At 71.5% G+C, this 23,879-nt stretch carries 23 protein-coding genes and 1 tRNA gene; 16 read left to right on the forward strand and 8 right to left on the reverse strand.

Annotated features, from left to right (window positions below; translation table 11 throughout):
- Nucleotides 1-123 precede the first annotated feature (123 nt).
- The gene (locus ACLJQE_RS18860) at nt 124-1,980 is read left to right on the forward strand and encodes an AMP-dependent synthetase/ligase (RefSeq protein WP_410640563.1); all 1,857 of its coding nucleotides are present in this window, start codon (nt 124-126) and stop codon (nt 1,978-1,980) included.
- Nucleotides 1,981-2,072: 92 nt separating this feature from the next.
- Here ACLJQE_RS18860 and ACLJQE_RS18865 read toward each other — a convergent pair whose 3' ends face one another.
- Nucleotides 2,073-2,969 (reverse strand): SDR family NAD(P)-dependent oxidoreductase, encoded by an 897-nt coding sequence (locus ACLJQE_RS18865; RefSeq protein WP_410640564.1) that lies wholly within the window; start codon nt 2,967-2,969, stop codon nt 2,073-2,075.
- A gap of 298 nt (nt 2,970-3,267) precedes the next feature.
- Between ACLJQE_RS18865 and ACLJQE_RS18870 the strand changes: the two genes are divergently transcribed.
- Both ACLJQE_RS18870 and ACLJQE_RS18875 read left to right on the forward strand, forming a co-directional pair.
- Nucleotides 3,268-4,515, forward strand: coding sequence for an MFS transporter (locus ACLJQE_RS18870; protein WP_410640565.1), 1,248 nt, complete (start codon nt 3,268-3,270; stop codon nt 4,513-4,515).
- A 284-nt stretch (nt 4,516-4,799) separates the two neighbouring features.
- The gene (locus ACLJQE_RS18875) at nt 4,800-6,185 is read left to right on the forward strand and encodes a GGDEF domain-containing protein (protein WP_410640566.1); all 1,386 of its coding nucleotides are present in this window, start codon (nt 4,800-4,802) and stop codon (nt 6,183-6,185) included.
- On the opposite strand, the gene ACLJQE_RS18880 is transcribed toward ACLJQE_RS18875, so the two are convergent.
- A complete protein-coding gene (locus tag ACLJQE_RS18880) occupies nt 6,163-7,095 on the reverse strand; it encodes a hypothetical protein (protein ID WP_410640567.1) in 933 nt (310 codons plus the stop codon). The genes ACLJQE_RS18875 and ACLJQE_RS18880 overlap by 23 nt on opposite strands.
- 163 nt (nt 7,096-7,258) lie before the next feature.
- On the opposite strand from ACLJQE_RS18880, the gene ACLJQE_RS18885 reads away from it, so the two are divergent.
- The 3 genes from ACLJQE_RS18885 to ACLJQE_RS18895 all read left to right on the forward strand — a co-directional run bounded on the left by ACLJQE_RS18885 (nt 7,259) and on the right by ACLJQE_RS18895 (nt 11,887).
- Entirely contained in the window at nt 7,259-9,412 is a 2,154-nt protein-coding gene (locus ACLJQE_RS18885) for a phospholipase A2 (protein ID WP_410640568.1), read from the forward strand.
- A 145-nt stretch (nt 9,413-9,557) separates the two neighbouring features.
- Nucleotides 9,558-11,237 carry an LCP family protein gene (locus ACLJQE_RS18890; RefSeq protein ID WP_410640569.1) on the forward strand — a complete coding sequence of 560 codons (1,680 nt, stop codon included), beginning with the start codon at nt 9,558-9,560 and terminating at the stop codon, nt 11,235-11,237.
- A 179-nt stretch (nt 11,238-11,416) separates the two neighbouring features.
- The gene (locus tag ACLJQE_RS18895; protein ID WP_410640570.1) at nt 11,417-11,887 is read left to right on the forward strand and encodes a helix-turn-helix domain-containing protein; all 471 of its coding nucleotides are present in this window, start codon (nt 11,417-11,419) and stop codon (nt 11,885-11,887) included.
- Nucleotides 11,888-11,927: 40 nt separating this feature from the next.
- Here ACLJQE_RS18895 and ACLJQE_RS18900 read toward each other — a convergent pair whose 3' ends face one another.
- Nucleotides 11,928-13,385, reverse strand: coding sequence for a flavin-containing monooxygenase (locus ACLJQE_RS18900; RefSeq protein WP_410640571.1), 1,458 nt, complete (start codon nt 13,383-13,385; stop codon nt 11,928-11,930).
- 113 nt (nt 13,386-13,498) lie between these two features.
- Here ACLJQE_RS18900 and ACLJQE_RS18905 point away from each other — a divergent pair, with 113 nt between their 5' ends.
- Together ACLJQE_RS18905 and ACLJQE_RS18910 are read left to right on the forward strand one after the other, a co-directional pair.
- Nucleotides 13,499-14,056, forward strand: coding sequence for a TetR/AcrR family transcriptional regulator (locus ACLJQE_RS18905; RefSeq protein WP_410640806.1), 558 nt, complete (start codon nt 13,499-13,501; stop codon nt 14,054-14,056).
- Nucleotides 14,057-14,259: 203 nt separating this feature from the next.
- Entirely contained in the window at nt 14,260-14,679 is a 420-nt protein-coding gene (locus ACLJQE_RS18910; protein ID WP_410640807.1) for a hypothetical protein, read from the forward strand.
- Between the two features lie 3 nt (nt 14,680-14,682).
- Here ACLJQE_RS18910 and ACLJQE_RS18915 read toward each other — a convergent pair whose 3' ends face one another.
- A complete protein-coding gene (locus ACLJQE_RS18915; protein WP_004559246.1) occupies nt 14,683-14,904 on the reverse strand; it encodes a DUF3618 domain-containing protein in 222 nt (73 codons plus the stop codon).
- A 100-nt stretch (nt 14,905-15,004) separates the two neighbouring features.
- On the opposite strand from ACLJQE_RS18915, the gene ACLJQE_RS18920 reads away from it, so the two are divergent.
- Nucleotides 15,005-15,078, forward strand: a tRNA-Leu gene (locus ACLJQE_RS18920).
- 116 nt (nt 15,079-15,194) lie between these two features.
- Here ACLJQE_RS18920 and ACLJQE_RS18925 read toward each other — a convergent pair.
- Entirely contained in the window at nt 15,195-16,145 is a 951-nt protein-coding gene (locus tag ACLJQE_RS18925; protein ID WP_410640572.1) for a saccharopine dehydrogenase NADP-binding domain-containing protein, read from the reverse strand.
- A 70-nt stretch (nt 16,146-16,215) separates the two neighbouring features.
- Here ACLJQE_RS18925 and ACLJQE_RS18930 point away from each other — a divergent pair, with 70 nt between their 5' ends.
- Complete coding sequence (locus tag ACLJQE_RS18930; RefSeq protein WP_410640573.1) at nt 16,216-17,175, forward strand: helix-turn-helix domain-containing protein; 960 nt, start codon at nt 16,216-16,218, stop codon at nt 17,173-17,175.
- Here ACLJQE_RS18930 and ACLJQE_RS18935 read toward each other — a convergent pair.
- A complete protein-coding gene (locus ACLJQE_RS18935; protein WP_410640575.1) occupies nt 17,169-18,251 on the reverse strand; it encodes an aldo/keto reductase in 1,083 nt (360 codons plus the stop codon). The genes ACLJQE_RS18930 and ACLJQE_RS18935 overlap by 7 nt on opposite strands.
- Before the next feature lie 118 nt (nt 18,252-18,369).
- Here ACLJQE_RS18935 and ACLJQE_RS18940 point away from each other — a divergent pair, with 118 nt between their 5' ends.
- The 6 genes from ACLJQE_RS18940 to ACLJQE_RS18965 all read left to right on the forward strand — a co-directional run bounded on the left by ACLJQE_RS18940 (nt 18,370) and on the right by ACLJQE_RS18965 (nt 22,486).
- Complete coding sequence (locus tag ACLJQE_RS18940; RefSeq protein ID WP_410640576.1) at nt 18,370-19,248, forward strand: AraC family transcriptional regulator N-terminal domain-containing protein; 879 nt, start codon at nt 18,370-18,372, stop codon at nt 19,246-19,248.
- Between the two features lie 50 nt (nt 19,249-19,298).
- Complete coding sequence (locus ACLJQE_RS18945; protein WP_410640577.1) at nt 19,299-20,186, forward strand: hypothetical protein; 888 nt, start codon at nt 19,299-19,301, stop codon at nt 20,184-20,186.
- 128 nt (nt 20,187-20,314) lie between these two features.
- On the forward strand, nt 20,315-20,497 hold the full coding sequence (locus ACLJQE_RS18950) for a hypothetical protein (RefSeq protein ID WP_410616069.1): 183 nt from the start codon (nt 20,315-20,317) through the stop codon (nt 20,495-20,497).
- A gap of 191 nt (nt 20,498-20,688) precedes the next feature.
- Complete coding sequence (locus ACLJQE_RS18955) at nt 20,689-21,234, forward strand: hypothetical protein (RefSeq protein ID WP_410640578.1); 546 nt, start codon at nt 20,689-20,691, stop codon at nt 21,232-21,234.
- 24 nt (nt 21,235-21,258) lie between these two features.
- A complete protein-coding gene (gene bcp / locus ACLJQE_RS18960) occupies nt 21,259-21,732 on the forward strand; it encodes a thioredoxin-dependent thiol peroxidase (RefSeq protein WP_410640579.1) in 474 nt (157 codons plus the stop codon).
- A 4-nt stretch (nt 21,733-21,736) separates the two neighbouring features.
- Entirely contained in the window at nt 21,737-22,486 is a 750-nt protein-coding gene (locus tag ACLJQE_RS18965; RefSeq protein ID WP_410640580.1) for a hypothetical protein, read from the forward strand.
- On the opposite strand, the gene rdgB is transcribed toward ACLJQE_RS18965, so the two are convergent.
- On the reverse strand, nt 22,483-23,085 hold the full coding sequence (rdgB, locus tag ACLJQE_RS18970) for an RdgB/HAM1 family non-canonical purine NTP pyrophosphatase (RefSeq protein WP_410640581.1): 603 nt from the start codon (nt 23,083-23,085) through the stop codon (nt 22,483-22,485). The two genes, ACLJQE_RS18965 and rdgB, sit on opposite strands and share 4 nt — an antisense overlap.
- Nucleotides 23,082-23,858, reverse strand: coding sequence for a ribonuclease PH (gene rph / locus ACLJQE_RS18975; protein WP_410640582.1), 777 nt, complete (start codon nt 23,856-23,858; stop codon nt 23,082-23,084). Before rph ends, rdgB begins: the two co-directional genes overlap by 4 nt.
- Nucleotides 23,859-23,879 lie beyond the last annotated feature (21 nt).

The raw sequence follows: 23,879 nt of genomic DNA on the forward strand, positions 1-23,879 counted from the left end.
AGTCGTGAAGACCTGACCGCGGTGTCCGTTTCGACGGCGACGCTTGACCTGGCCGCGATTCTCTATCCACCTGCGCCGGGAGCCCCTACAGTGTGGCCATCCGGAGCACCGAGGAGGCCAGCGTTGACCACCCCGTCCGTCGCCGAGCAGACCGAAGGCCAGACGATCCCGCGGTTGCTGCACCGCAACGCGGTCGACTACCCGGACCTGCCGGCGATCACCTCGCTCGACATCGAAGGACAGCCGACGCTGACCTGGAGCGAGTTCCGCACGGCGATCGCCGAGGTCTCCCGCGGGCTCGCCGGGCTGGGCCTCGCCCCGCGCGACCGCATGCTGATCATGGCGCCCGGCTGCCCGGACCACATCGTCGCCGACCTCGCCGCGACGCACCTGTCCGCGATCCCCTGCACCGCCTACGCCACCCTCAGCCCGGACCAGGTCCGGTTCGTCGCGCGGCACAGCGCGGCGCCGGTCGTGGTGCTCGGCGGGGAGAACGAGCTGGCGCGCTGGCGGCCGGTGCTCGACGACCTCCCGGCACTGCGGCACGTCGTCGTGCTGGACGAGACGGCCATCCCGGCCGGCGACGACCGCTTCCTCTCCTTCGCCGACCTACGCGCCCGGGGCCGGGAAGCGCTTGCCGGCGACCCGGACGCTTTCGAGCGCTCGTGGCAGGAGATCAAGCCGGACGACCCGCTGTCCATGATCTACACCTCCGGCACCACCGGTGACCCGAAGGGTGTCGTGCTTTCGCACCGCAACGCGATCCACCAGGCGTACGCGGTCACCGAGCTGCACCACCCGCCGATGCACGCGACGAACATCGCGTACCTGCCGCTCGCGCACATCGCCGAGCGGGAGCTGTCGATCTACCTGCCGATCGTGTGGGCGGGGCACGTGCACACCCTCGCCGACCCGACGGCGGTCGCCGGCGCGCTCGGCAAGGTGCACCCGCAGAGCTTCTTCGGCGTCCCCCGCGTGTGGGAGAAGATGGTCGCCGGGCTCAAGAACATGCTCGGCGGCGTGCCGGAGGACCGGCGCACCGCGCTGCTGCAGGCCAACGAGCTGCTGCAGCAGGGCTACAAGCTGCGCAGCGCCGGCAAGCCGGTGCCCGCGGAGCTGGCCGAGAAGATCCGGCAGACCGACGAAGCCGCGCTGGCGCCGGTGCGTGCGCTGCTCGGGCTCGACAAGGTGCTCGTCGCCTCCAGTGGCGCGGCCGCGCTCCCGGTGGAGATCATCTACTTCCTGGCCGGTCTCGGCATCGAGATCTGCGAGGTCTGGGGCCTGTCGGAAACGACCGGCGCGGCGACGTCCAACTCCGGCTCCGACTTCCGCGCGGGCACCGTCGGCAAGCCGTTGGACGGCGTCGAGGTGAAGGTCGCCGAGGACGGCGAGCTGCTGGTCCGCGGCCCCATCGTGTTCCTCGGGTACCTCCAGGAGGACGGGACGATCGCCGACGCCACCGACGCCGACGGCTGGTACGCGACCGGCGACATCGGCACGATCGACGAAGACGGCTTCGTGACGATCACCGACCGCAAGAAGGAACTGATCATCACGTCGAGCGGCAAGAACATCGCCCCGACCCGCGTCGAGGGCCTGCTCAAGGAGCACCCGCTGGTCGGCCAGGCCGTCGCGATCGGCGACGACCGCCCGTACCTGACGGCGCTGATCGTGCTCGACGACGAGATCGCCCCGGGCTGGGCCGCGGCGAACGGCGTCGAAGCCGCGCCGGAGGAGCTCGCGGACCACCCGGCGGTGCGGGCCGAGCTGGAACGCGCGGTCGAGTCGGCCAACAGCAGGCTCGCGCGGATCGAGCAGATCAAGCGCTACCACGTGCTGCCGAAGACGTGGACGCCCGAATCCGGCGAGCTGACCCCGACGCTCAAGCTCAAGCGCCGGGTCATCAACGACCGCTATTCGGCCGACATCGAGGCCCTCTACGCCGCAACCCGCGACCCCGAACCCGCCGCCGGCGCCTGACCAACCCCGCCACTTTCGCCAGGAAAGATGCGTCTGGAGGCCCTTCGGACGCATCTTTCCTAGGGAAAGCTCGGCTTTGAAAAGCAAAGTGGTCAGGCAGTGCGGGGCGAAGTGTCGGTCCACTTGCGCAGCCGGGGCGGGACGCGCTTCTCGAGGCCGTAGTTCTCCAGGTGGGCGGAGAAGACCTCGTCGAAGGCCTTCTGCACGGTCTCGGTGTCCCACACCGGGCGCTCGAGGATCGGCTGCTTGAGGAACGGCTGGCCCATGACGTGCAGCTGCGGGCCGTTGCACCGGATCATCTGGCCGGTGATGCCGTCCGAGCCGTCGCCGAGCAGGAACAGCACGACCGGCGCGATCCGCGACGGCGTGCGGTCCGGCGGGCAGGCGCGCAGGGAGCGTTCGGACTTCCACACCATCCGAGTGTGCGCGAGCGGGCAGACGGCGTTGACGCGGATGCCGACGTCCTCGAGGTCGAGGGCCCAGGAGTAGGTCAGGGACGCGACCGCGCCCTTGCTCGCCGCGTACACGCCGAGCTTGCGCTGCCCGAGCGAGGCACCCGAGGAGATGTTGACGATGGAGCCGCCGGTGCCCGCGTCGACCATCGCCTTGATCGCGGCCAGCCCGGTGTTCACCACGCCGAGGACGTTGACCGCGACGAGCTCCCGCGCCTGCTCGGCGTCGTCCTCCCAGGGCAGTGCCTCGTAGTTCAGCCCTGCGTTGTTGACCAGCCCGTCGATCCCGCCGAACTCCTTGACGCACAGGTCGACGATCTCCTGCGCCTCGCCCGCCTCGGCCACGCTGTGCCCGCTGGCCACGGCGCGGCCGCCGTGCGCCCGGATGTTCTCCGCCGTCCGCTCCGCCAGCTCGGCGTCGACGTCGTTGACCACCACGGCCCCGCCCGCGCGCGCGACGTGGACCGCGAACGCCTCGCCGAGGCCCCGTCCGGCGCCGGTGACCACGACCGCCTTGCCCTGCATCAACCCGTCCATGCTTCTCCCCGATCTGCAGCGCCGCGGCGCGGTCCGCCCACCCCGGCCGGCTCCCTGTCCAGTCTTGGCCCATTCGGTCCAACGCGGCATCGGCGCGACGACGAGCGGCCGCCGCCCTGCGCCGAACGAGTCCGGTTCGATCAGCCCGGAGGTATCCGGGGCCGGTCACGAGGGGGTGACTGGCGCGCATTCCGGTGACATCGGCGCGTAACCGGCGGCATACTGTGGGTGCTTCCCGGTGGTCGTCCGTGACTCCCCCGGCTGGGGTCGTCACCGGAGAGGCACAATGCGGACGTCCATGTTCACTCGATCGGGGGACGGTGGTTACGAGGTGACGACGCGCGCGACACCCCGGTTCCGGGCCGTGCTGGCCAACCGCGAGTTCCGCGCGCTGTGGTTCGCCGAGACGCAGTCGATGCTGGGTGACCAGCTGACCATCGTCGCGCTGGCCATCCTCACCTTCGACCGGACCGGGTCGCCGCTGCTGTCGGCCGTCGTCTACTCACTGACGTTCCTGCCCGCGCTCGCCGGCGGGCTCGGCCTGTCCCAGCTCGCCGACCGGTTCCCCCGGCGCGCGGTGCTGGTGACCGGCTCGTTCGCGCAGGCCGTGCTGATCGGGCTGATGGCCCTGCCCGGGATGCCGCTGGGCTGGCTGTTCGGGCTGTTCGTCCTCGCGCGGCTGGCGAACGCGCCGGGCAACGCGGCGCAGAACGCGCTCGGCCGCGAAGTCTTCGCCGACGACGACGTCTACCTGCAGAGCCAGGACCTGCGCGGGATCACGAACAACACGGCGATGCTGGCCGGCCTGGCCGTCGGCGGCCTGCTGGTGACCACCGTCGGGACGTCGTGGGCGCTGGCGATCGACGCGCTGACGTTCCTGGTGGCCGCCGTCGCCGTGCGGCTGCTGGTGCTGCGCCGGCCCACCGCGGGCAACGGCGGTGCCCCGTGGTTCGGCGCCGTCCGGCAGGTTTTCGGCGACGAACGGCTGCGGGTGCTGCTCTACCTGTCCTGGCTCGTCGGGCTGGCGGTGATCCCGGAGGGCCTCGCGGCGCCGCTCGCCGCACAGCTGGGCGTGGGCGACCAGGCGGTCGGCTGGCTGCTGGCCGCCGACCCGCTGGGCTTCGTCGCCGGGACGTTCCTGCTGTCCCGGTTCGTCACGACCGAGCACCGCCGCAAGCTGCTCGGTGTGCTGGCCGCGCTGCCGCTGGCCGCGCTGGCGGCGTTCGCGCTGCGGCCGAACCTGGTGTTCGCGCTGATCCTGCTCGCGCTGGCCGGTGCGACGGGCGCGTACGTCATCACGGTGTCGGCCACGTTCATCACGTGGGTGCCGAACGACATCCGGGGCAGCGCGGGTGGCCTGTACCGGACCGGGCTGCGGGTCGCGCAGGGGGTGGGCGTCGGCGTGGGCGGGCTGGTCGCGCAGGCGCTCGGTTCCGCGCACGCGACCATCGCGCTCGCCGGCGCGGTGGGTCTGCTGCTGGCCGTGCCGGTGGCGTTCGCCTGGCGCCGGGTGGGCCGGGCGGAACCACCACACTGGCCGTCATGAGCGCCAGGTGCCACCTCCGGGTACGACCAAGATCATGAATGGCATTCGCGGACGTCACGAGCGACAATTCGAGGGTGGTTCAGAAGTCGCGGTTGCTCATGGGGGCCACCTCCATGCGGGGAGAGTCTCGCAGAACCTTTTGCGCCGCGTTCCCGGCAGTTACTCCGGGACCTTGGCCGATCCGTTGCTGTGGGATGATACCCGGCTACGGAATGCGTGAACACTCTGCCAGGTACCGATGAGATTACTCAAGGGCGCGACTAGGCCGGAAAGGAGGTGACCAATTGCATCCAGGACCGGACGGGGACCCGGCCGGGCCGGGCGAACCGGGCGTGACCACAGGTGCGCCCGCGACCACGACCAGTGGTCCACCCGCGGCCGCCAGGGTGCGCCACGCGTACTGGCCGGGCAACTGGGCGCTCTGGCGCCGCCGGCCGGTGCAGGTCGCGTTCATGCTCGCGGCCGAAGCCGTCGCGGTCGCGGTTCTCGCCGTCTCGTTCGCGCGCTCGCCGATTCCGTCCGGAAACGACTGGATCAATTTCGCGATTCTGGCGGCAGGCGCCACCGTCCACATTCAGCTGACCCAGCGGCAGGAAGAACGGCGGCGCAACCGGACCAAAACGGTGCTGATCGACCTCACCGCCGTGTGGACGTTTTCCGCCGCGATGATACTGCCGGTACCGCTCACCCTTTTGGTCATCGCCGTCATCCGGCTGCAGCACTGGTTCATCGCGCGGCGGCCCGCGCACAACTTCATTTTCTCGTCCATCACCCACGGCCTCGCCGGCGCGCTCGCCCACCTCACCTACACGGCGCTCGGGCCCCACCTCTTCGGTCGGCCGGACTGGGGCGATTTCCTCCGCGAGTTCGGCACGATCGTCGTCACCGGAGCCATCTACGAAGCGATCCAGATCGTGTACGTGGGCGGGGTCCTGCTGCTCGGATCCCCCGCCGGGCGCACGGTTCGTAACGTGCTGGGCAGCCCGGCCGACAACATGCTGGAAGCGATCACCATCGGCCTCGGCGCGGTGACCGCGATCCTGCTCGCCGCCGTCCCGCCGATGGTGGCGGTGATGGCCGTGGTCACCGTGGTCTTCAATCGTCTCGCGGAACTCGACCAGCTCCAGAACGACGTCCGGACGGACCCGAAAACGGGCATTCTCAACATGCGCGGCTGGTCGGAGTCGGCCGAGCGGGCGCTCGAACGGACCGCTCGATCGGGTGATCAACTGGCGCTGCTGATGGTCGATCTGGACCACTTCAAGTGGATTAACGACACCTATGGACATCCTGCGGGCGACGACGTGCTGCGCACCGTTGCGCAAACGCTCGACGAAGTGACCAGACCGAGCGACTTGGTCGGCCGTTTCGGCGGCGAGGAATTCCTCGTTCTGCTGCCGGACATCGACGAAGAGGCGACGCGGGACGCGGCCGAGCGCATCCGGATGGCAATCGCCAAACTGCACATAGTGACCACGGACAAGCGCGGCGACCCGGCGACCATCGCCGACCGCACGACGTCGATCGGCGTGGCCCGCCACCCCCGCCACGGCGACACCCTCGAGCGTCTCCTCCAGTCCGCCGACGCGGCGGTCTACCTGGCGAAGGAGAACGGCCGCGACCAGGTCTGCTTCGCCCCGGACACGCTCAAGCCCCCAGCCGAACGGTGAGTTCGAGCTTGACGAGCACCTCGGCGCAGGTCCCGGCGGCGGCGGGGTCGAGGCGCACCCGCTCGCCCCGGTAGCCCGCGGACTCCAGCCGCAGCACGCGCGCCCCGGGCGCGAGGCGCGGGTGGCACCAGTGCCGGACGGTCCCGGTCCCGGCGTGGTCCTTGGCCAGGAGGAGGTACTCGTACCCGAGATCGTCGACGACCCGGCCCAGGCCGTTCCACCAGAGGGCCCGCAGGGTGAGCCCGTCGCCGTCGCGGAGCAGGTCGACGGGTGGATCGGCGTGCACGTCGACCTGGAAGCCGTGGTCGCCGACGCGGACCGAGCGGACGCGGAGGAAGGAACTGCCGTCCGGACCGGCGGGCGGCGGCCCGGCCTGCCCGCCGTCCGGCGAGGGCAGCAACACCTCCCGTCCCCCCGTCCCGGCCTCGGCCCGCGGCAGCAGCGCCGCCACCGCCAGTTCCGCCGCCAGCCGTCCGTCCTCTTCCGCCGGGAGCTCGCGTACCCCGCGCAGCTCTCCCGCCAGGATCCGGTGCCCGCGTGCCTCCGCCCAGGCCAGCGCCGCCGCGTGCAGTCCCGGCTCGGTGCCCGGCCGGTCGAGCAGCAGCCGGGCCTGCCGGATCCTGCTGTAGCCGGCTGCCCTGACCAGGCGAGCCGCGTCCGGGCCGCCCGCTTCCGGTGCGAAGAAGCCCGTCATCGCGCGATCCAGCGCCCGCAGCTGGGCGGCCAGCACCACCCGGGCGACCGGCCCGGGGTGGGCCCGGGCCAGTTCCGGCGGCGCGCAGTCGCGCAGTGCACCGGCGATCACCCGCAGCTCCGGCGTGCGCGGACGGCGCAGCCGGGCGCCGGGGGCGAGCCGGCGCAGTGCCCGCACGGTGTTCTCCGCGGGCACGGCGAGCTCGGTCGAGCGCACTGCTGCCTCCTGGTCGCCGCACCCCCTGTCCCAGTCTCACGAGGCCATCCCCACCGCGGAAGGGAAGAACGGGCAGCCGTCCGGGCAGCCTGCGGGAAACCTCCAGACAACCCTGTGGTTATCCCCATGTCGGCCGCCGGACGGGGCTGGCACCCTTGAACCCATGCCGGCACCGACCACTCCGCCACGCACCCGCCGACCCTGGTCGACGTCGGGGTGGTTGCTGCTGGTCCTGCTGGTCGTCTTCGCGTTCGGCCTGATCGCCTCGCGCCCGCCGTCCCCGCCGGACCAGGGCCCGCCCACTGGTGACGTGCTGGCCGCGCAGAACGCCGTCGAAGCGCTGGTCCACCCCGGCCCGCACCCCGACGCGCTCGCCCGGCTGCCGCCGGACTTCACCGCGCTCAGCGGCGTCATCCCGGGGGCGATGCCGGCCCGCGACGGCACCGTCCGCGCCGTGCACGTCGACGGCGGCTGCTCGACGCCGTGGGGCGACGACAACACGAAGTGGGACTACGCCGTGCCGTGCAAGGCCCACGACCTCGGCTACGACCTGCTCCGGTACGCCGCTCGCAAGGGCCACCCGCTCGGCCCGGAGGTCCGGGAGGCCCTGGACGACCGGCTCTCCTCCGACATGCACCACGCCTGCGACCTGAACCCGATGAACTCGGCGCTCACCTGCCGGGCCGTCGCCTCCTTCTACTCGGCCGGGCTGGTCGTCAACTCGTGGCACCAGCGCTGGGGCCCGCCGGTCGGCGATCCGATCGGCCCGATGGTCGCCGGCGTGCTGGTGATCGGCTGCCTGCTGGTCTTCCGGCTGCGCGGCTGGCTGCGGGCCCGTCGCGAGCCGCGGGCACCCGTACCCGTCGCCGACCCCGCGCAGGTCAGCCGCTGGGCCCTGCTCGGGGCCGGCGGGGTCGTCCTCCTGCTGCTCGGCGAGTCGGTGACGGCGCTCGCGCACTGGGCCGGGGCTCCCGAGCCGGCGCTGTGGCCGCTCACCTGGCTCGCCCAGCTCGCCCCGCTGATCTACTTCGCCGGCGGCCACGCCAACGCGGCAGGCTGGCGCGCCGAGCAGGAGGCGGGCGGCGGCTACCGCCACTACCTGGCCGAACGCGCGAGCCCGCTGCTGCGCCCGGCGCTGATCTTCGCGGTCGTCGCCCTGCTGACGCCGCTCGCGCTCGAACTGCTCGGCAGCCCGGCGGGGACGACGGCGACGGTGATGCGGATCGCGCTGCACCCGCTCTGGCTGCTCGGCGTCTACCTGCTGACGATCGTCTGCGCGCCCCCGCTGCTGGCCCTGCACCGGCGGGCGCCGGTGAGCGCGGCCGCCGGCCTGCTCGCCCTGGTCGCCGTCGGTGAGCTGGCCGCGAGCTGGTCCGGTTCGCCGTTGCCCCGCTACGCGGCGACGTTCGCCATCGCCCTGCTCGCCCAGCAGCTCGCCTTCGCGCACGCCGACGGCGTCCGCCCGGCACGACGGCTGTTCGCCGCGGCCGCCGCGGCCGGGATCGCGGGTCTCGCCGGGATGAGCGTCCTGCGAGCTGGGCCACCCGTCCTGCTCGGCAGCCCGGGCGCGCCCGCCGCGTTCTCCGCCCCGCCGTGGGGCGTGCTGCTGCTGGGCCTGGTCCAGCTGGGCGTGCTCGGGCTGCTGGCCCGCCCGCTCGGCAGGCTCGGCGACCGGCCGGGCGTCACCCGTGCCTGCCGGTTCGTCCTGCGTGCGCCGATGAGCCTCTACCTGGCGTTCCTCGCCGCGATGCTGCTGCTGGTCGCCGTCGTCTACCTGCCCGGCCGGATCGTCGACGGCCTCAGCTGGCTGATCCGCCCGCGCACGCTGGTCGCGGTCGGGCTGCTCGCGGTGCCCGCGACGCTGGTCTTCTGGTGGTTCGAGCGGCACGGCCACGGCGTCCGGCAGCCGCGCGCGGCCGAGCACCCCGGCCGCCGGACCGCGGTGCTCACCCGGGCCGCGGCCGGGCTCGGGATCGGCTACGCGACGCTGGGCGTGTTCGGCTTCGCGCTGACCCGCTTCGGCGGGGTCGCCGCGGACGCCGACCTGCTCGGCCTGCGGCTCGACCCGATCCAGAGCCTGGTGCACCTGCTGCTCGGGGTTTTCCTGCTGCACACGATCCGGATCGGGGCCGGCGCGGCGACCGGCACCTGGCTGGCGACGGCACTCGCCTGCGCACCATCGCTGCTGTTCGCCGCCGACGGCAACACGCCCGGCTTCCTCGGCGTCACGCTCCACGCCGTCACCGCCGCGTTTGCGCTGCTGGCCGCCGCGGGCACCCTCATCCCGGCTCGACCACCGGCGAACGTGACGTCCTGACCAGGCGAAACCGTCGAACATACGGGAAACTGGGTGGTGCATGACACATTCACGGGGGGATGTGTAACGCTACGGCAACCGGGGGAAGGCACCATGCGTCCCAACCCCTAGCACCACCCGATCGATGGAGTGAGGAGTCGCCCGCGTGGATCACCCGCCTCGGAACGGGCAAGGCGGCCGCCGCCCCGCCCGGCCCTGGCAGGACGAGCCAGGCCGGGACGACGCACGGCGCGGTACGCTGCCGCCGCGCCGCCCCGCACCCCGCGGCGAGCCGGCCGACGCCCGCCGTGCGGCCCCGCCGCCGTCCCGCCGCCCGCAGCCGCGCCCGGCCCCGCGCGCCCGCCGCAACTCCTTCCGCGGCGCGAAGGTCGCGCTGGCCGTCGTCTCGCTGCTGGTGATGGGCCTGACCGGGTACGCGTGGGCCGCCATGCAGGGCCTGGTCAACGGGCTCAACTACACGAACGTGATCAGCGACGGCGGCGGTGGCGACAAGCCCGCCGACGGCGCCCGCGACATCCTGCTGGTCGGCCTCGACAGCCGCACCGACGCCCAGGGCAACCCGCTGCCGCGCGAGGTGCTCGACGAGCTGCGCGCCGGCGAGGCCGACGGCGAGCTCAACACCGACTCCCTGATCTTCGTCCACATCCCCAACGACGGCAGCAAGGCCGTCGCGATCTCGCTGCCGCGCGACACCTACGTCGACATCCCCGGCGGCTACGGCAAGCACAAGATCAACTCGGCGTACGCGCGGGCGATGCTGTCGGCCCGCAAGGACCTGCAGAAGCAGGGCGTCACCGACCCGAAGGAACTCGACGTCAAGGCCAACCAGGCCGGGGCGAAGGAGCTCATCGAGACCGTCGAAAAGCTCACCGGGTCGACCATCGACAACTACGCCGCGGTGAACCTCCTCGGCTTCAGCGAGATCACCAAGGCCATCGGCGGCGTCGACGTCTGCCTGAACAACACCGTCAAGGACCAGTACTCCGGCGCGAACTTCACCAAGGGACGGCACACGATCTCCGGCGTCCAGGCCCTCGAGTTCGTCCGGCAGCGCCACGGCCTGCCCAACGGCGACCTCGACCGCGTCGTGCGCCAGCAGGTGTTCATGGCCGGGATGGCGCGCAAGGTGCTCTCGGCGGGCACGCTGACCAACCCGGGCAAGCTCAACGGCCTGATCGAGGCGATCAAGAAGTCGGTCGTGCTCAACCAGAACTGGGACATCCTCGGGTTCGCCCAGCAGATGAAGGGCCTGACCGGCGGTCAGCTCGAGTTCCGCACGATCCCGGTGAAGAACGTCGAGTACCGGACGCCCGAAGACGGCGTCGCCATCCAGGTCGACCCCGCGGCGGTGAAGCAGTTCGTGCAGGGCCTCGCGGGACCGCAGCCGGGCGAGTCCGCCCCGCCCGCCCAGCAGGCCGACCCCGCCAACAAGGCGACCACGGTCGACGTCCGCAACGCCTCCGGCCGCACCGGTCTCGCGGCGAGCGTCGCCAAGACCCTCGAGGGCAAGGGCTTCACCTCCGGCGAGACGGCCAACGCGACCGCGCGCAAGACCACGGTGATCTGGGTGCCGAAGGGCGGCAAGGACAAGGGCCAGGCCGTCGCGGACGCGCTGGGCGGCTCGCCGACGATCCAAGAGGACAAGAGCGTGCAGGCGGGCCACGTGACGGTGTTCCTCGGCGCCGACTACGAGGGCACGGCCTCCGAGGCGAGCGCGGGCGCCGGTGCCGCGGGCGCGACGACGTCGCAGGCCGCCGCACCTCCGCCGGCCGCCACGGACGACGAAAAGCCGATCACGGCCGAGGGTGTTCCCTGCGTCAACTGAGCCGGTCGACGACCTGTCGTTAACCCGTTCGGCCTAACTCGCGCAATCGGTATCAAAGACATGCGCAAAATCGCGTAAGGGCCTGGGCCCAGCGCACTTACATACACGTGAGGGTGCACCTGCACGGGAATCATCACGCCCGTGCGGTGCCGCGGGAGCGCACGGCAGGGGACATTGATGTGCTGATCGACGCTGAGGAGTACCAGCGGATCCTCGGAGACGAGCTCCGCAAGCTCCGGCGCAGCCGAGGGTGGACGCGCAAGGAGCTGAACCAGCACTTGCAGAGCGAGATCTCGCTGCAGACGCTGGCCACCTACGAGCTGGGCACCAGACAGTGCTCCGTCGTGCGCCTGGTCGAGCTGTGCGTCGCGATGGACGAACTCCCCCAGGACCTGCTGGCCAAGGTGCACCGCCGGGTGTTCCTGGACGAGCCCGGGCGGGTGCGCGTCGATCTGCGCAAGGTCGTCGCCGACGCCTCGGCCGATCTGCTGCCGCTGCGCCGCTGGGCCGAGGACCGCCTCCGGCAGGCCGGCGACCAGGCCGGCGGCGAGGTCTCCCTGGACCTGCCTGCGCTCGAGCGCATGGCCGAGCTGTGCCGCCTGCCGACCGTCGACCTGATCGCCCGCCTCCGCCGCTACACCTCCCGCTGAGCCTGCGGGGTCCCTCCCCGCGGCGAGGGACCCCGCAGGCTCAGCCGACCAGGAAGTCCTCGCGCCGCACCTTCCGCGTGTCCAGCCAGTACCGCCAGGTGAAGCCGGGCCAGATCGTCCGGTTGACGCCCTTCGCGTCCAGGTACCAGCTCTTGCAGCCCCCGCGGGTCCAGATGCCCTTCGCGAGCTTGCGCTGGATCTGCGCGTTGAACCGCTCCTGTGCTTCGGGCTTCGGCTCGATCGCCCCGCCGCGGGCCAGCCGCAGCGCTTCGGCGACGTACGAGATCTGAGCCTCGATCATGAACACGACGGAGTTGTGCCCGAGGCCGGTGTTGGGGCCGAGCAGGAAGAACAGGTTCGGGAACCCGGCGACCGTGATCCCGAGGTGCGTCCGCATCCCCTCGGTCGCCCACTCCTTGCCGAGGTTGCGCCCGTCGCGGCCGACGATCTCCAGGTCGTCGAAGGCGTCGGTGACGTGGAAGCCGGTGCCGTAGATGATGACGTCGGCCTCGTGCTCGACGCCCGCGGCGTCGACGACGCTGTGCTCGCGGACCTCCCGCACGCCCCCGGTGACGACGTCGACGTTGTCGCGCGCCAGTGCCGGGTAGTAGTCGTTGGAGATGAGCACGCGCTTGCAGCCCATCGTGTAGTCCGGGGTGACCTTGCGGCGCAGCTGCGGATCCTTGATCGCGCGGTCGATGTTGCGCTTGGCGATCCGCTGCCCGAGCTTCATCACCCACGACTGGCCGTTGAAGCCAATAGCGCGGGCTTCGAGCAGCCAGTAGAGCAGGGTGCGGTAGGCGCGCTGAGCCGGCGGGACCGCCTTGAACAGCGCCCGTGCCCGGCCGGACATCTCCTGGTCGGCCTTCGGCATGATCCACGGCGGGGTCCGCTGGAACAGCGTCAGCTCCGCCACCTCGGGCGCGATCTTCGGCACGAACTGGACCGCGCTGGCGCCGGTGCCGATGACGGCGACCTTCTTGCCCGCGAGGTCGACGTCGTGCCGCCACTGCGCGGAGTGGTAGGCCGGGCCCGCGAACCCCTCGATCCCGGGCAGCTCGGGGATCATCGGCAGGTGGAGCGCGCCGACGCCGGCGACCAGCGCGGTCCCGGTGAACTCGTCGCCGCCCCTCGTGGCGACGTGCCACCGGTTCTCTTCGGCGTCCCAGCGGGCGCCGGTCATCTCCTGGCCGAACCGGATGAACCGGCGCAGGTCGTGCTTGTCGGCGACCTCGCGCAGGTAGCGCCAGATCTCCGGCTGCGGCGAATAGGCCCGCGACCAGTCCGGGTTCTGCTCGAAGGAGAACGAGTACATGTGCGACGGGATGTCGCAGGCGCAGCCCGGGTAGCTGTTGTCCCGCCAGGTGCCGCCGACGTCGTGGGCCTTTTCGAGGATGACGAAGTCCTCGCGGCCCTCTTTGCGCAGCTGGATCGCCATGCCGAGACCGGAGAACCCGGTCCCGACGATGACGGCCCCGGTCTCCGTGCGGTTGCCCATGACGCCTCCGGGTTCCTGTTACTCGTCGTCCATCTTACTGTGAGTAGGTTACCAGCGGTAGAGTGTGACCCGTGACCACCGCGAAGCGCAAGCGCATGCCACGGGCCGACCGGATGCGGCAGATGATCGAGGTCGCCGAGCAGGTCTTTTCGGAACGCGGCTACGCGGCGGCGTCGATGGACGAGATCGCCGAACTGGTGGGCGTCTCGAAGCCGATGCTGTACGAGTACTTCAACTCGAAGGAAGGCCTGCTGCTGGCCTGCATCCGGGAGTCGCGAGCGGTGCTGCGCGAGGTCACCGAGCAGGCGACGGTCGGCGCGACCGACGCCGAGGACGCGTTGCGGCGCGGCCTGCTGGCCTTCTTCGTCTTCATCCGGGAACGGCGTCAGGCGTGGTCGCTGCTGCGGCACGAGATGGTGCTGATCGGCACGTCGGCCGCCGACGAGGTCGAGGAGACCCGCCGCCAGCAGACCGACCTCATCGCCGCGCTGATGAGCGGCCACTTCGACAACGGGGACGAGCTGCGGGCCGAAGCGGCCGCGGAATTCGTGGTCGGCGCCTGCGAGCGGCTCGCGATCTGGTGCGAGCGACACGAGGAAGTGAACCCCGAGACGGCGACCGAATACGCCATGGACGTGCTGTGGGCCGGCTTGCGGCAGCGGGCACGTTAGCCCGCGCTGCGCTGGGCCATTCGTTCGTTACTCAGCGTTGTCGTGTCCTGTGACACAGAGTTGCTCTACAGTACCGATGACAAGGTAGAAAGTGTGCTGGACCTTCGCGACCGGAGGAGGGGCACGGCAATCACGTCACGAAAGTGCGGTGGCCGCGTCACGGTTGTGTAAGGATGTCGGTGAGGGAGAGGGGCGTGAGGCAGATGATGGAAACGATCACGGCGACGTACGTCCAGGAAGACGCCGACTGGACCATCGCGGTCAGCGGCCGCGGCAAGGAGCTGACCGCACGCGCGCCCGGCATCATCGCCGCGCGGGACCGGGCCGACCAGCTGGTCGAGGAGCTCGCCGGCGACGCCAAGACGACGGTGGTGCACCTGCTCAACGGCAGTGCACTGGACTTCACCAGCGCGTACATGACGGCGCGGCTGACGCTCCCGAAGCTGCCGCCGCTCGAGGTCCCGCCGCCCGGCAGCGTGCCGAAGCAGCAGACTCCGGCCGCGGCGGACAAGAAGCCGCAGCTGCCGCCGAGCAAGCAGCTCCCGAAGGCGGTCGAGGACCGCAAGAGCCCGGCGGCGCCGGCGCCCGCTGCCGAGAGCAAGGCGCCGGCGAAACAGGCCTGAGCGCTACTTCAGGAGCTTGCGCACCAGCAGGACCAGCACGAGGACGCCCGCACCGATCAGCGGGAACTTGACCTTGGGGTTGTCCAGCTTGGCGCGCACGCCGTCCTTGGCCGCGTCGGCGAGCTTCTTCGGGTCGGCCTTGACGGTCAGCTGGTCGAGCGTCGCCGCCAAGGCGGTCCTAGCCTGCTCGATCTCACGCTCGATCGTCTCGGGATCGCGGGCCACGTGTCCTCCTCGCCGCATGGGACTTCCAAGGCCCCAACTTAGTCGACCGCCCCGCCGCGTCCGCACCGGCCACGCCGCACGCTACGCTGCGAAGTGCCGGGGGCCCGTAGCCCAATTGGCAGAGGCACACGGTTTAGGTCCGTGCCAGTGAGAGTTCGAGTCTCTCCGGGCCCACTCGGGATTGGGCGAGGTCTGCTCGCGGAGAGCGCTCGCCGATATCCCTCGTCGTGTCTTCTGGGGGTGCAACCCCCAGAACCCGCCCGGCGGGCTTCGCCCCCGGACCCCCTTGGTCACCCCGCGTCGGAGACCGTGATGTGCGGGGCCAGCGCGCGCAGGAAGTCGGCCGCGTCGAACATCTCGCCGGCCGGTGCGACGCCCTTCACCTTCGTCCGCCCGGTCAGGATGCGGTCCACCGCCTCCACCGCCAGCGGCGCGCTCACCGCGTAGATGTCCTCGCCGCGGGCGACGATGCGGCGTTCCTCCGTGCCGGCCCGCACCACGACGTCCACCACGAACGTCTCGGCCGCGTCGCGCTCGCCGGCCGCCGCGAGGCCCTGCGCCGCGTCGACCGTCATGTAGCTGATGACGTCACGCACCTTCAGGTGCCGGGGGATCGTGACGATGTCGGCCATCGAGAACTCGCCGAAGACGGGCCGCGTGCCGAGCGGCTCGGGGAACGCCCACTCGCGCGTCGGCAGGGCGTCGTCGCGGTGCTCCAGCCGGCCGCCCGCGTACCGGATGCGTTTGCCGTCACGGCGTTCCCGGGACACCCGGCCCGCGGCGAGGGTGCCTGCCGTCGGGCGCCAGCCGCTGAGCCCGTAGGCGACGTGCACTTCGTCGGCCGTCGTCCAGTCGCCCATCGCCGCCGTGGCCAGCAGGTCGGCCAAGCCGCCGAAGAACGCCATCGCGGGCACCACCGCGGTGTCGGCGGTCAGCGCGAGGGTGTCGAGGTTCGCCTCGATCTCGGCGGCGACGTCCACGTACGGGACGCCGGCGCGGATGGCCGCCTCGGCGAGCGGCGGCGCCGTCTCGGCGAACGGGCCCGCGCAGTTGATCACCGCAGCCACGCCGTCGAGCGCGCGGTCGAGGGCGGCCGGGTCGTCGACCGAGGCGGGCCGCCCGCCCGGCAGCTTCGCCGCGTTCCGTCCGGAAAGCACCGCGTCGAAACCGCGCTTGCGCAGCTCGGCGACCACGAAGCGGCCGGTGTGTCCATAAGCGCCGTAAACCAGTACCGAAGTCATGAGGCAATCCTGGCGACCGCCGGCCGCCGTCACCAGTGTCCGGAACGACGTGATGCGTACACTTTCGGACATGCACGCTGTCGCCCTCGCCGCCACCGACGGGATGCTGTCGTTCGAGCTGACCATCGCCACCGAGGTGTTCGGCGACGATCCCCGCTACGGCTTCGCGGTCTGCGGCTCGGCCCCGGTCCGGGTGGGCCGGTTCCTGCTGGAGCCGGACCACGGCCTCGACCGGCTCGCGCGCGCGGACACGGTGATCGTGCCGGGCTGGGCCGACGTCGACACGCCCCCACCGGACGGCCTGGTCGACGCGGTGCGCGCGGCCCACGCCCGCGGCGCACGGGTGGCGTCGCTGTGCACGGGCGCGTTCGTGCTGGCGGCGGCCGGCCTGCTCGACGGCTTGCGCGCGACCACGCACTGGGCGCACACGGACGTCCTGGCCGCCCGCTACCCGCGGGTGACGGTGGACCCGGACGTCCTCTACGTCGACAACGGGCAGGTCCTCACCTCGGCGGGCAAGGCGGCCGCGATGGACCTGTGCCTCCACCTGGTCCGCGCCGACCACGGCCCGGCGGCGGCCAACACGATCGCCCGCCGCCTGGTGGTGCCACCGCACCGGGCGGGCGGGCAGGCCCAGTTCGTCACCACCCCGGTCCCCACCCGCGACGACCACCCGCTGGTTTCGCTGCTCCCCTGGATAACGGCCCGCCTCGACCGGCCGCTGACGGTCGAGGACCTGGCCCGCCACGCGAACCTGAGCTCCCGCCACCTGAGCCGCCACTTCCGGTCGGCAACGGGCACGACGCCGTTGCAGTGGCTGCTGAACCAGCGCATCCGCCGGGCGCAGGAGCTGCTGGAGAACACGGACACGAGCATCGACGGGATCGCGGAGGCGGTCGGCATGGGCACGGCGACGACGTTGCGGCGGCACTTCAACCGGACGGTCGGCGTGCCCCCGGACACCTACCGCCGCACGTTCCGCAGCGCTGCGACATCGGTGGTGGCGGTTCGGCGAACCGGCCATCAGTAGCGGACGTCGCTCTGCAGCAGCGGCGGGTACACAGTGGACTGTTCGCCGTCGACCGTCGCGCCCGCGAACTGGAGCATCGCCCGCTGGGCGCCGTGCATCGGGGCCGGGTAATCCAGTGACGGCACCGAAATCTCGTCCAGCCGGGCCAGCTGCGCCGGCGTCAGCGTCACCTCCAGCCCCGCGAGGTTGCCGGTCAGGTGCTCCAGCCGCCGGGCGCCGATGATCGGGACCACCGTTCCGCGCCGCGCCCGCAACCACGCCAGCGACACCGCCGCGGACGTCGACCCGAGCTCCCCCGCGATCGCCGCGACCGCGTCGATGACCGCGAACTCCGCTTCGGACGGACCGCCGACGAAAGCCGCGCGGGCGGAATCCGGCACCGAAGAGCCGCGCCGGTACTTGCCGGACAGGAAGCCGTTCTTCAGCGGGCTCCACGGCACCAGCGCCAGGCCCTGGTCGAGCGCGAACGGCGCCAGCTCGCCCTCGACCGTCCGCGCCAGCAGCGAATACTCGACCTGCAGTGCGATCAACGGCGTCCAGCCGCGCAGCAACGCCGTCGTCTGCGCCTGCGCGGTGACCCACGCGGGGGTGTTGGAGAAGCCGACGTACCGGATCTTGCCCGCGCGCACCAGGTCGTCGAGAGCCCGCATGGTTTCCTCGATCGGCGTGCCGCGGTCCCAGTTGTGCAGCCAGTACAGGTCGAGGTGGTCCGTCCGCAACCGCCGGAGCGTCTCGTCGAGCTGGGCGATGATCGACGCGCGGCCGGCGCCGCCGCCGTTGGGGTCGCCGGGGAACAGGTTGCCGAAGAACTTCGACGCGAGCACCACCCGGGCCCGACGGCCGGGCCGGGCGGCGAAGAAGTCGCCGAGGATCTTCTCCGAATGCCCGTTGGTGTAGAAGTTCGCCGTGTCGACGAAGTTGCCGCCGAGGTCCAGGTAGGTCTCGAGGATCTTTTCGGACTCCTCGACACCGCAGCCGGCGCCGCCGGGGTCCTCTCCGAAGGTCATCGCACCGAGGGCGAAGGGGCTGACGCGAAGGCCGGAACGACCGAGGGTGACGTAGTGATCGAGTAACACGAAACTCTCCTTGGGTAACGGATCGACTGCCATCAGGAAACCGCGAATGACCTGCTCAGCGGTAGACCGATCGCCGCGGGCTCTTGCACGATCCTCTCGGCCACGGTTATCTGGATGCGTGCTCGAAGAACTCCGCGACCTCGTCGCCCGGCATGCGCACGGCGACCTGCGCACCCCGGTGCCGGGCCTGCTGCTGTCCAAAGTGGAGACCAGCGAGCCGCACCACTCGCTCGCCGAGCCGCTGCTGGTGGTCATGGCCCAGGGCGGCAAGCGCCTGCTGCTCGGCGAGCAGGTGCACGAGTACCGCGCCGGGCAGTACCTCCTGGTCGGCACCGACCTGCCGGTGACCGGCCACTTCGTCGGGGCCACCCCGCGGACGCCGGCACTGGGCCTCGGTCTCGCCCTGCGGCCCGCGGCAATCGCCCCGCTGCTGCTCGAGGCGCCGCCCCGCACGCCGCCGTCGTCCCCCCTCGCCATCGACGACGCCGGCCCGGAACTGCTCGACGCGGCGGTGCGGCTGCTGCGGCTGCTCGACCACCCGTCCGACGCGCCCGTGCTCGCGCCGCTGATCGAGCGGGAAATCCTCTGGCGGCTGCTGACCGGACCGCACGGCGGCCTGGTCCGCCGGATCGGCCTCGCCGACAGCGGCACGGCCCACGTCGGCCGGGCGATCCGCTGGATCAGGGACAACTACGCCGAGCCGATGCGGATCGAGGAGCTCGCGCGGCTGAGCGGGCTGAGCGCCTCGGCGTTCCACCGCCGGTTCCGCGCGGTCACGGCGCTGAGCCCACTGCAGTTCCAGAAGCGCATCCGCCTGCAGGAAGCCCGGTCGCTGCTGCTGGCCGACGCGGGCGACGTCGCGCGGATCGGGCACCTCGTCGGCTACGACAGCCCGTCGCAGTTCAACCGCGAGTACCGGCGCCTGTTCGGCGCCCCGCCGGGACAGGACGCGGCGCGGCTGCGCGAAGCCGCGGCCCCCGGGCCGCAGCTGCCCTGAGTTCCGATCCGTTCAAGACCGCCGTCGCCGCCGGGTGCGACGCTGGCGGCATGTCCGTGAACCTTCCCGCGGCGGCGTCCTTCATGGCGACGCACGCCCGCCTCCTCGACCGGCGCCGCTTCGAGCTGCTCGACGGCGCGACGAACGCCGACTCGGTGCTGGCCGCCGTCGACGGCTACCGCAATCCCGACGGTGGGTACGGCTGGGGCCTCGAACCGGACCTGCGGGCTGCGGAAAGCCAGCCCGGCGGCGCCCTCCACGCCTTCGAGGTGTTCGAGGAGATCGCCCCGGCGACGACACCGCACGCCGCGAAGCTCTGCGATTGGCTGGCCACGGCGTCCCGTCCGGACGGTGGCCTGCCGTTCGCCCTGCCCGTGGCCGACCCGGCAGGCTGCGCGCCCTTCTGGGCCACCGCCGATCCGGCGGAGGCCACCCTGCAGAGCACCGCGTTCACCGCCGGCGTGGCCCTGCGCGTCGCCCGGCACGACCGGGCCGTGCGCGAACACCCGTGGCTGACCGCGGCGACGCAGTACTGCTTCCGCGCCATCCGCGAGCTTTCCGCGCCGCCGCACGCGATCGCGTTGTCCTTCGCGGTGCAGTTCGTGGACGCGGCGCACGAGCTCCACGAGGAGGCGCCCGTGCTCCTGGAGCACCTCGCCGCGTTCGTCCCGGCCGACGGACTGGCCCCGGTGGACGGTGGTTCGGAGGGGGAAACCCTGCGCGCCCTGGACTTCGCGCCGCTGCCGGACCGCCCGGCGCGCGCGTTGTTCACCGGCGACGTCGTCGACGCCGAACTGCGGCGGCTCGCGGCCGCGCAACAGGACGACGGCGGCTGGCGGGTGGATTTCGCGAGCTTCTCGCCGGCGGCGGAACTCGAGTGGCGCGGTTACGCGACCGTCCGTGCGGTGACGATCCTCCGCCGTCACGGCCTCGCCTGAGCTTCTACACGAGTGGCGCCCAAGTTCACCCGCCCGTGGCGTGTCGGGAGTGGACGGCCGCCCGCACCTTCCGGCGTGCGTGCCCGAACGCGTACTGTGACGGGGAAACCGGCCCCCGGAGGTGCAGCATGGCGTCGCGCAACCCGTTGCGCTGGATCGCTCGCTGGGCGGACTGGTTCGAGGAACGCGGCGTGTACGTGCCCGGCGAAGAGAGCCGCGCCGTCGACCCGGTCCGGGATTTCGGCTGGCTGATGGCGGCGTGGGTGGCCGGCGTCGCGATCTTCATCCTGTTGTTCGCGCTCGCGGTTTAAGTGGCATGTGGGCAGAGATTGTCACCAGCCGTGCCGTTCCGGTCACGGATTGGCCACGGGGCGGCACCAGGTGCGCGACAACCCCCGGTGGCGCCTCGTAACGGCGCGCGATCACGGCCAGAGTGGAGCGGGTTCCCGCGGCAATCCCCCGTTGCCGACGGCACCCCGACCCGCCGACTGGAGTACCCGCAATGGCGCTCGCGCGCACCCGCAAGATCATGTTCGCCTCAGGACTGCTCGGCCTGGCGGTGGCGTGCGGGGTCCCTTCGGCACACGACGGCACCGCGGCCCTCGGCGCGGCCGGCTCCCCCGCGGGCGCCGGCGCCTCGGCTTCGCCGGTGGGCAACGACCTCAAGTTCGGCGCCGACCACCGGTTCGCCAGCGGCCTCACCATCTCGGTCGGCTCCCCGCAGTCGTTCCGCCCCAGCCCGTCGGCGTACCCGCAGAGCCCGCGCGGCGCGGCCTTCGACGTCCAGCTGACCAACGACGGCTCGACGACGTACAAGCTCTCGGGGCTCAACGTCACCGCCACCGCGGGCGGCACCGCGGTCAAGCAGGTCGTGGACACCGCCCAGGGCTTCGCGGGCATCACCGACGCGGGCAAGGACGTGCTGCCGGGCCGCTCGGTGCACGTCACGCTGGCCTTCGCGGTACCGCGCGAGCAGACGCAGCTGCGGCTGCAGATCCGGCCGAGCGCGACCGAAGCCGTCGCGGTCACCTACTGTGGCCCCGCCTGACCCGACGCCATTAGGCTCGGGGGCATGACCGAGCGCCTTTCCCCCGGTGACGAAGCCCCGGACTTCACCCTGCCCGACAGCGAGGGCAAGGAGGTGTCCCTGCGAGACTTCCGCGGCCGATCGGTGGTGGTGTACTTCTACCCGGCGGCGAGCACCCCGGGCTGCACCAAGCAGGCCTGCGACTTCCGCGACAACCTCGCCGAGCTGAACGACGCCGGCTACCAGGTCATCGGCATCTCGCCGGACAAACAGGCGAAGCTCGCCAAGTTCGTCGAGAAGGAAGGCCTCACGTTCCCGCTGCTGGGTGACCCCGAAAAGAAGGTCATCGAAGCGTGGGCCGCGTACGGCGAGAAGAAGAACTACGGCAGGACGTACCTCGGCGTGATCCGCTCGACGTTCGTCGTCGACCCGGAGGGCAAGATCGCCCACGCCTTCTACAACGTCAGGGCGGCCGGCCACGTCGCGAAGCTGATCCGGGACCTCGGCCTGACTTCTTGAGCCCGTGACGAGCCTGGAAGGACCGGCGCTCAAGCTGGGCGGCCAGATCGCGTCGGCGGCGGCGAAGTCGTGGCTGCAACGGCGGAAAGCCGGCGTCGCCCGGTCGGCCGACCTGGTCGACCTGGCGGCGGGCGAGCTCAAGGGGCCGTTGGAGCGGCGCAAGCTGGAGAACCTCGTCCAGCTCTTGCCACTGGTCCGCCATCTGAAGAACGTTACCGAGTTGCGCGTCCACGTGCTGTTCTCGGAGCCGCTCACCGACCTGGATGCACTCGACGGTCTCCCCCACCTGGTGCGAATCGAAGCCGAAGTCGCGCATGAAGCAACTGTCGACCTCAGCGTCCTGAGCAGCCATCTCGAGCTCACGGCCATCAGCCTGTTCGGGCCTCGCCAGGTCATCGGCGAACACAACCTGCACGGACTCGAAACCCTCGTGCATCTGAGTCTCTTCCGAGACGAACCCTGCCGCTGCATCGCCACCGATCGCCGGGCCTGTTCACGTCACCCTGTTCAGCGTGGACGACCCGCTAACCGGCGAAATCATCATCGGTTGCTTCCCCCGGGTGGCGGATCTCCAGCTCTACGATCTGGAGATCCCCGACCTTCGTCCGCTCGCCTTCCCCCACTGCGCAAGCTCACTGCACTCAGCGCGCCCGTCGATGTCAGCCCGCTGGCGGACCTGGAACTGACCATCGATGCAACCAACACCGAGCTCATCGGCACCGAAGAGCTCGGCCCCGGCGTGCGCCTGCTCTAAGCCAGCTCACGCAACGCCGGCACCAGCGCCCGCAAAGCCAGCCCTCGGTGCGAAACCGCGTCCTTCTCCGCCGGTTCCATCTCTGCCGACGTCCGGCTCTCCCCGTCCGGCCGGAAGATCGGGTCGTACCCGAATCCGTTCGTCCCACGCCGTTCCCGCACCAGCGTCCCGCGCCACTCGCCCCGGACCAGCGTCTCCTCACCCGACGGCAGTACCAGCGCCGCGACGCAGACGAACTGGGCCCCACGTCGCTCATCGGGCACATCGGAAAGCTGACCCAGCACCAGATCCAGGTTCGCGTCGTCATCGCCATGACGCCCGGACCACCGAGCCGACAGCACGCCCGGCATCCCGTTCAACGCGTCGACCGCGATACCCGAGTCGTCCGCAATGGCAGGCAATCCCGTTGCGGCAACAGCGTCGCGGGCCTTGGCCACCGCGTTGCCCTCGAAGTCCGGCGCCGTCTCGGGCGCCTCCGGAAACGAGGGCACATCGGCGAGACCGACGACCTCGATGCCCGAAAGGCCTTCCGCGGCAACGATCCGCCGGAGCTCGCCCAGCTTCTTCGCGTTGCGCGTCGCCAGAAGCAGCTTCGTCACTTCGAGCCCTTCTTCTTGTCCGGACGCGGCTCCGGCAGCTCGCCGGGGTACGGCAGCGCCAGTGCTTCGTTCTGCAGGCGGGTCAGTTCCGCGCAGCCCGCCAGCGCCATGTCCAGCATCGTGTCCAAAGTGGACCGGGCGAAGGTCGCGCCCTCGCCGGTGCCCTGGACCTCGATCAGCGTGCCCGCGTCCGTGGCCACCACGTTCATGTCGACCTCGGCGCGCGAGTCCTCTTCGTACGGCAGGTCGAGCCGGACGCGGCCGTCGACCACGCCCACGCTCACCGCCGCCACCGACGACGACAGCGGCTGGGGGTCGTTCAGCCGGTTCGCCGCACCCAGCCACGTGATCGCGTCCGCCAGTGCCACGTAACCGCCGGTCACCGCGGCCGTGCGGGTGCCGCCGTCGGCCTGGATGACGTCGCAGTCGATGACGATCGTGTTCTCGCCCAGCGCCGCCAGGTCGATGCAGGCCCGCAGCGACCGGCCGATCAGCCGCGAGATTTCGTGCGTGCGACCGCCGATCCGGCCCTTCACCGACTCGCGGTCACCGCGCGTGTTCGTCGCGGACGGCAGCATCGCGTACTCCGCCGTCACCCAGCCGAGGCCGGAGCCGGCCCGCCAGCGCGGCACCCCTTCGGTGACGCTCGCCGCGCACAGCACCCGCGTGCCGCCGAATTCGATCAGCACCGACCCGGCCGGCCACTGCTGGAACCCCCGGGTGATCTTGATGTCGCGGAGCTGGTCGTCGTTCCTGCCATCTTTACGAGCCACAGGTGCACTCTATGACCGTCC

It is taken from the genome of Amycolatopsis sp. lyj-346 (genome assembly GCF_046548975.1).
Lineage (GTDB): Bacteria > Actinomycetota > Actinomycetes > Mycobacteriales > Pseudonocardiaceae > Amycolatopsis.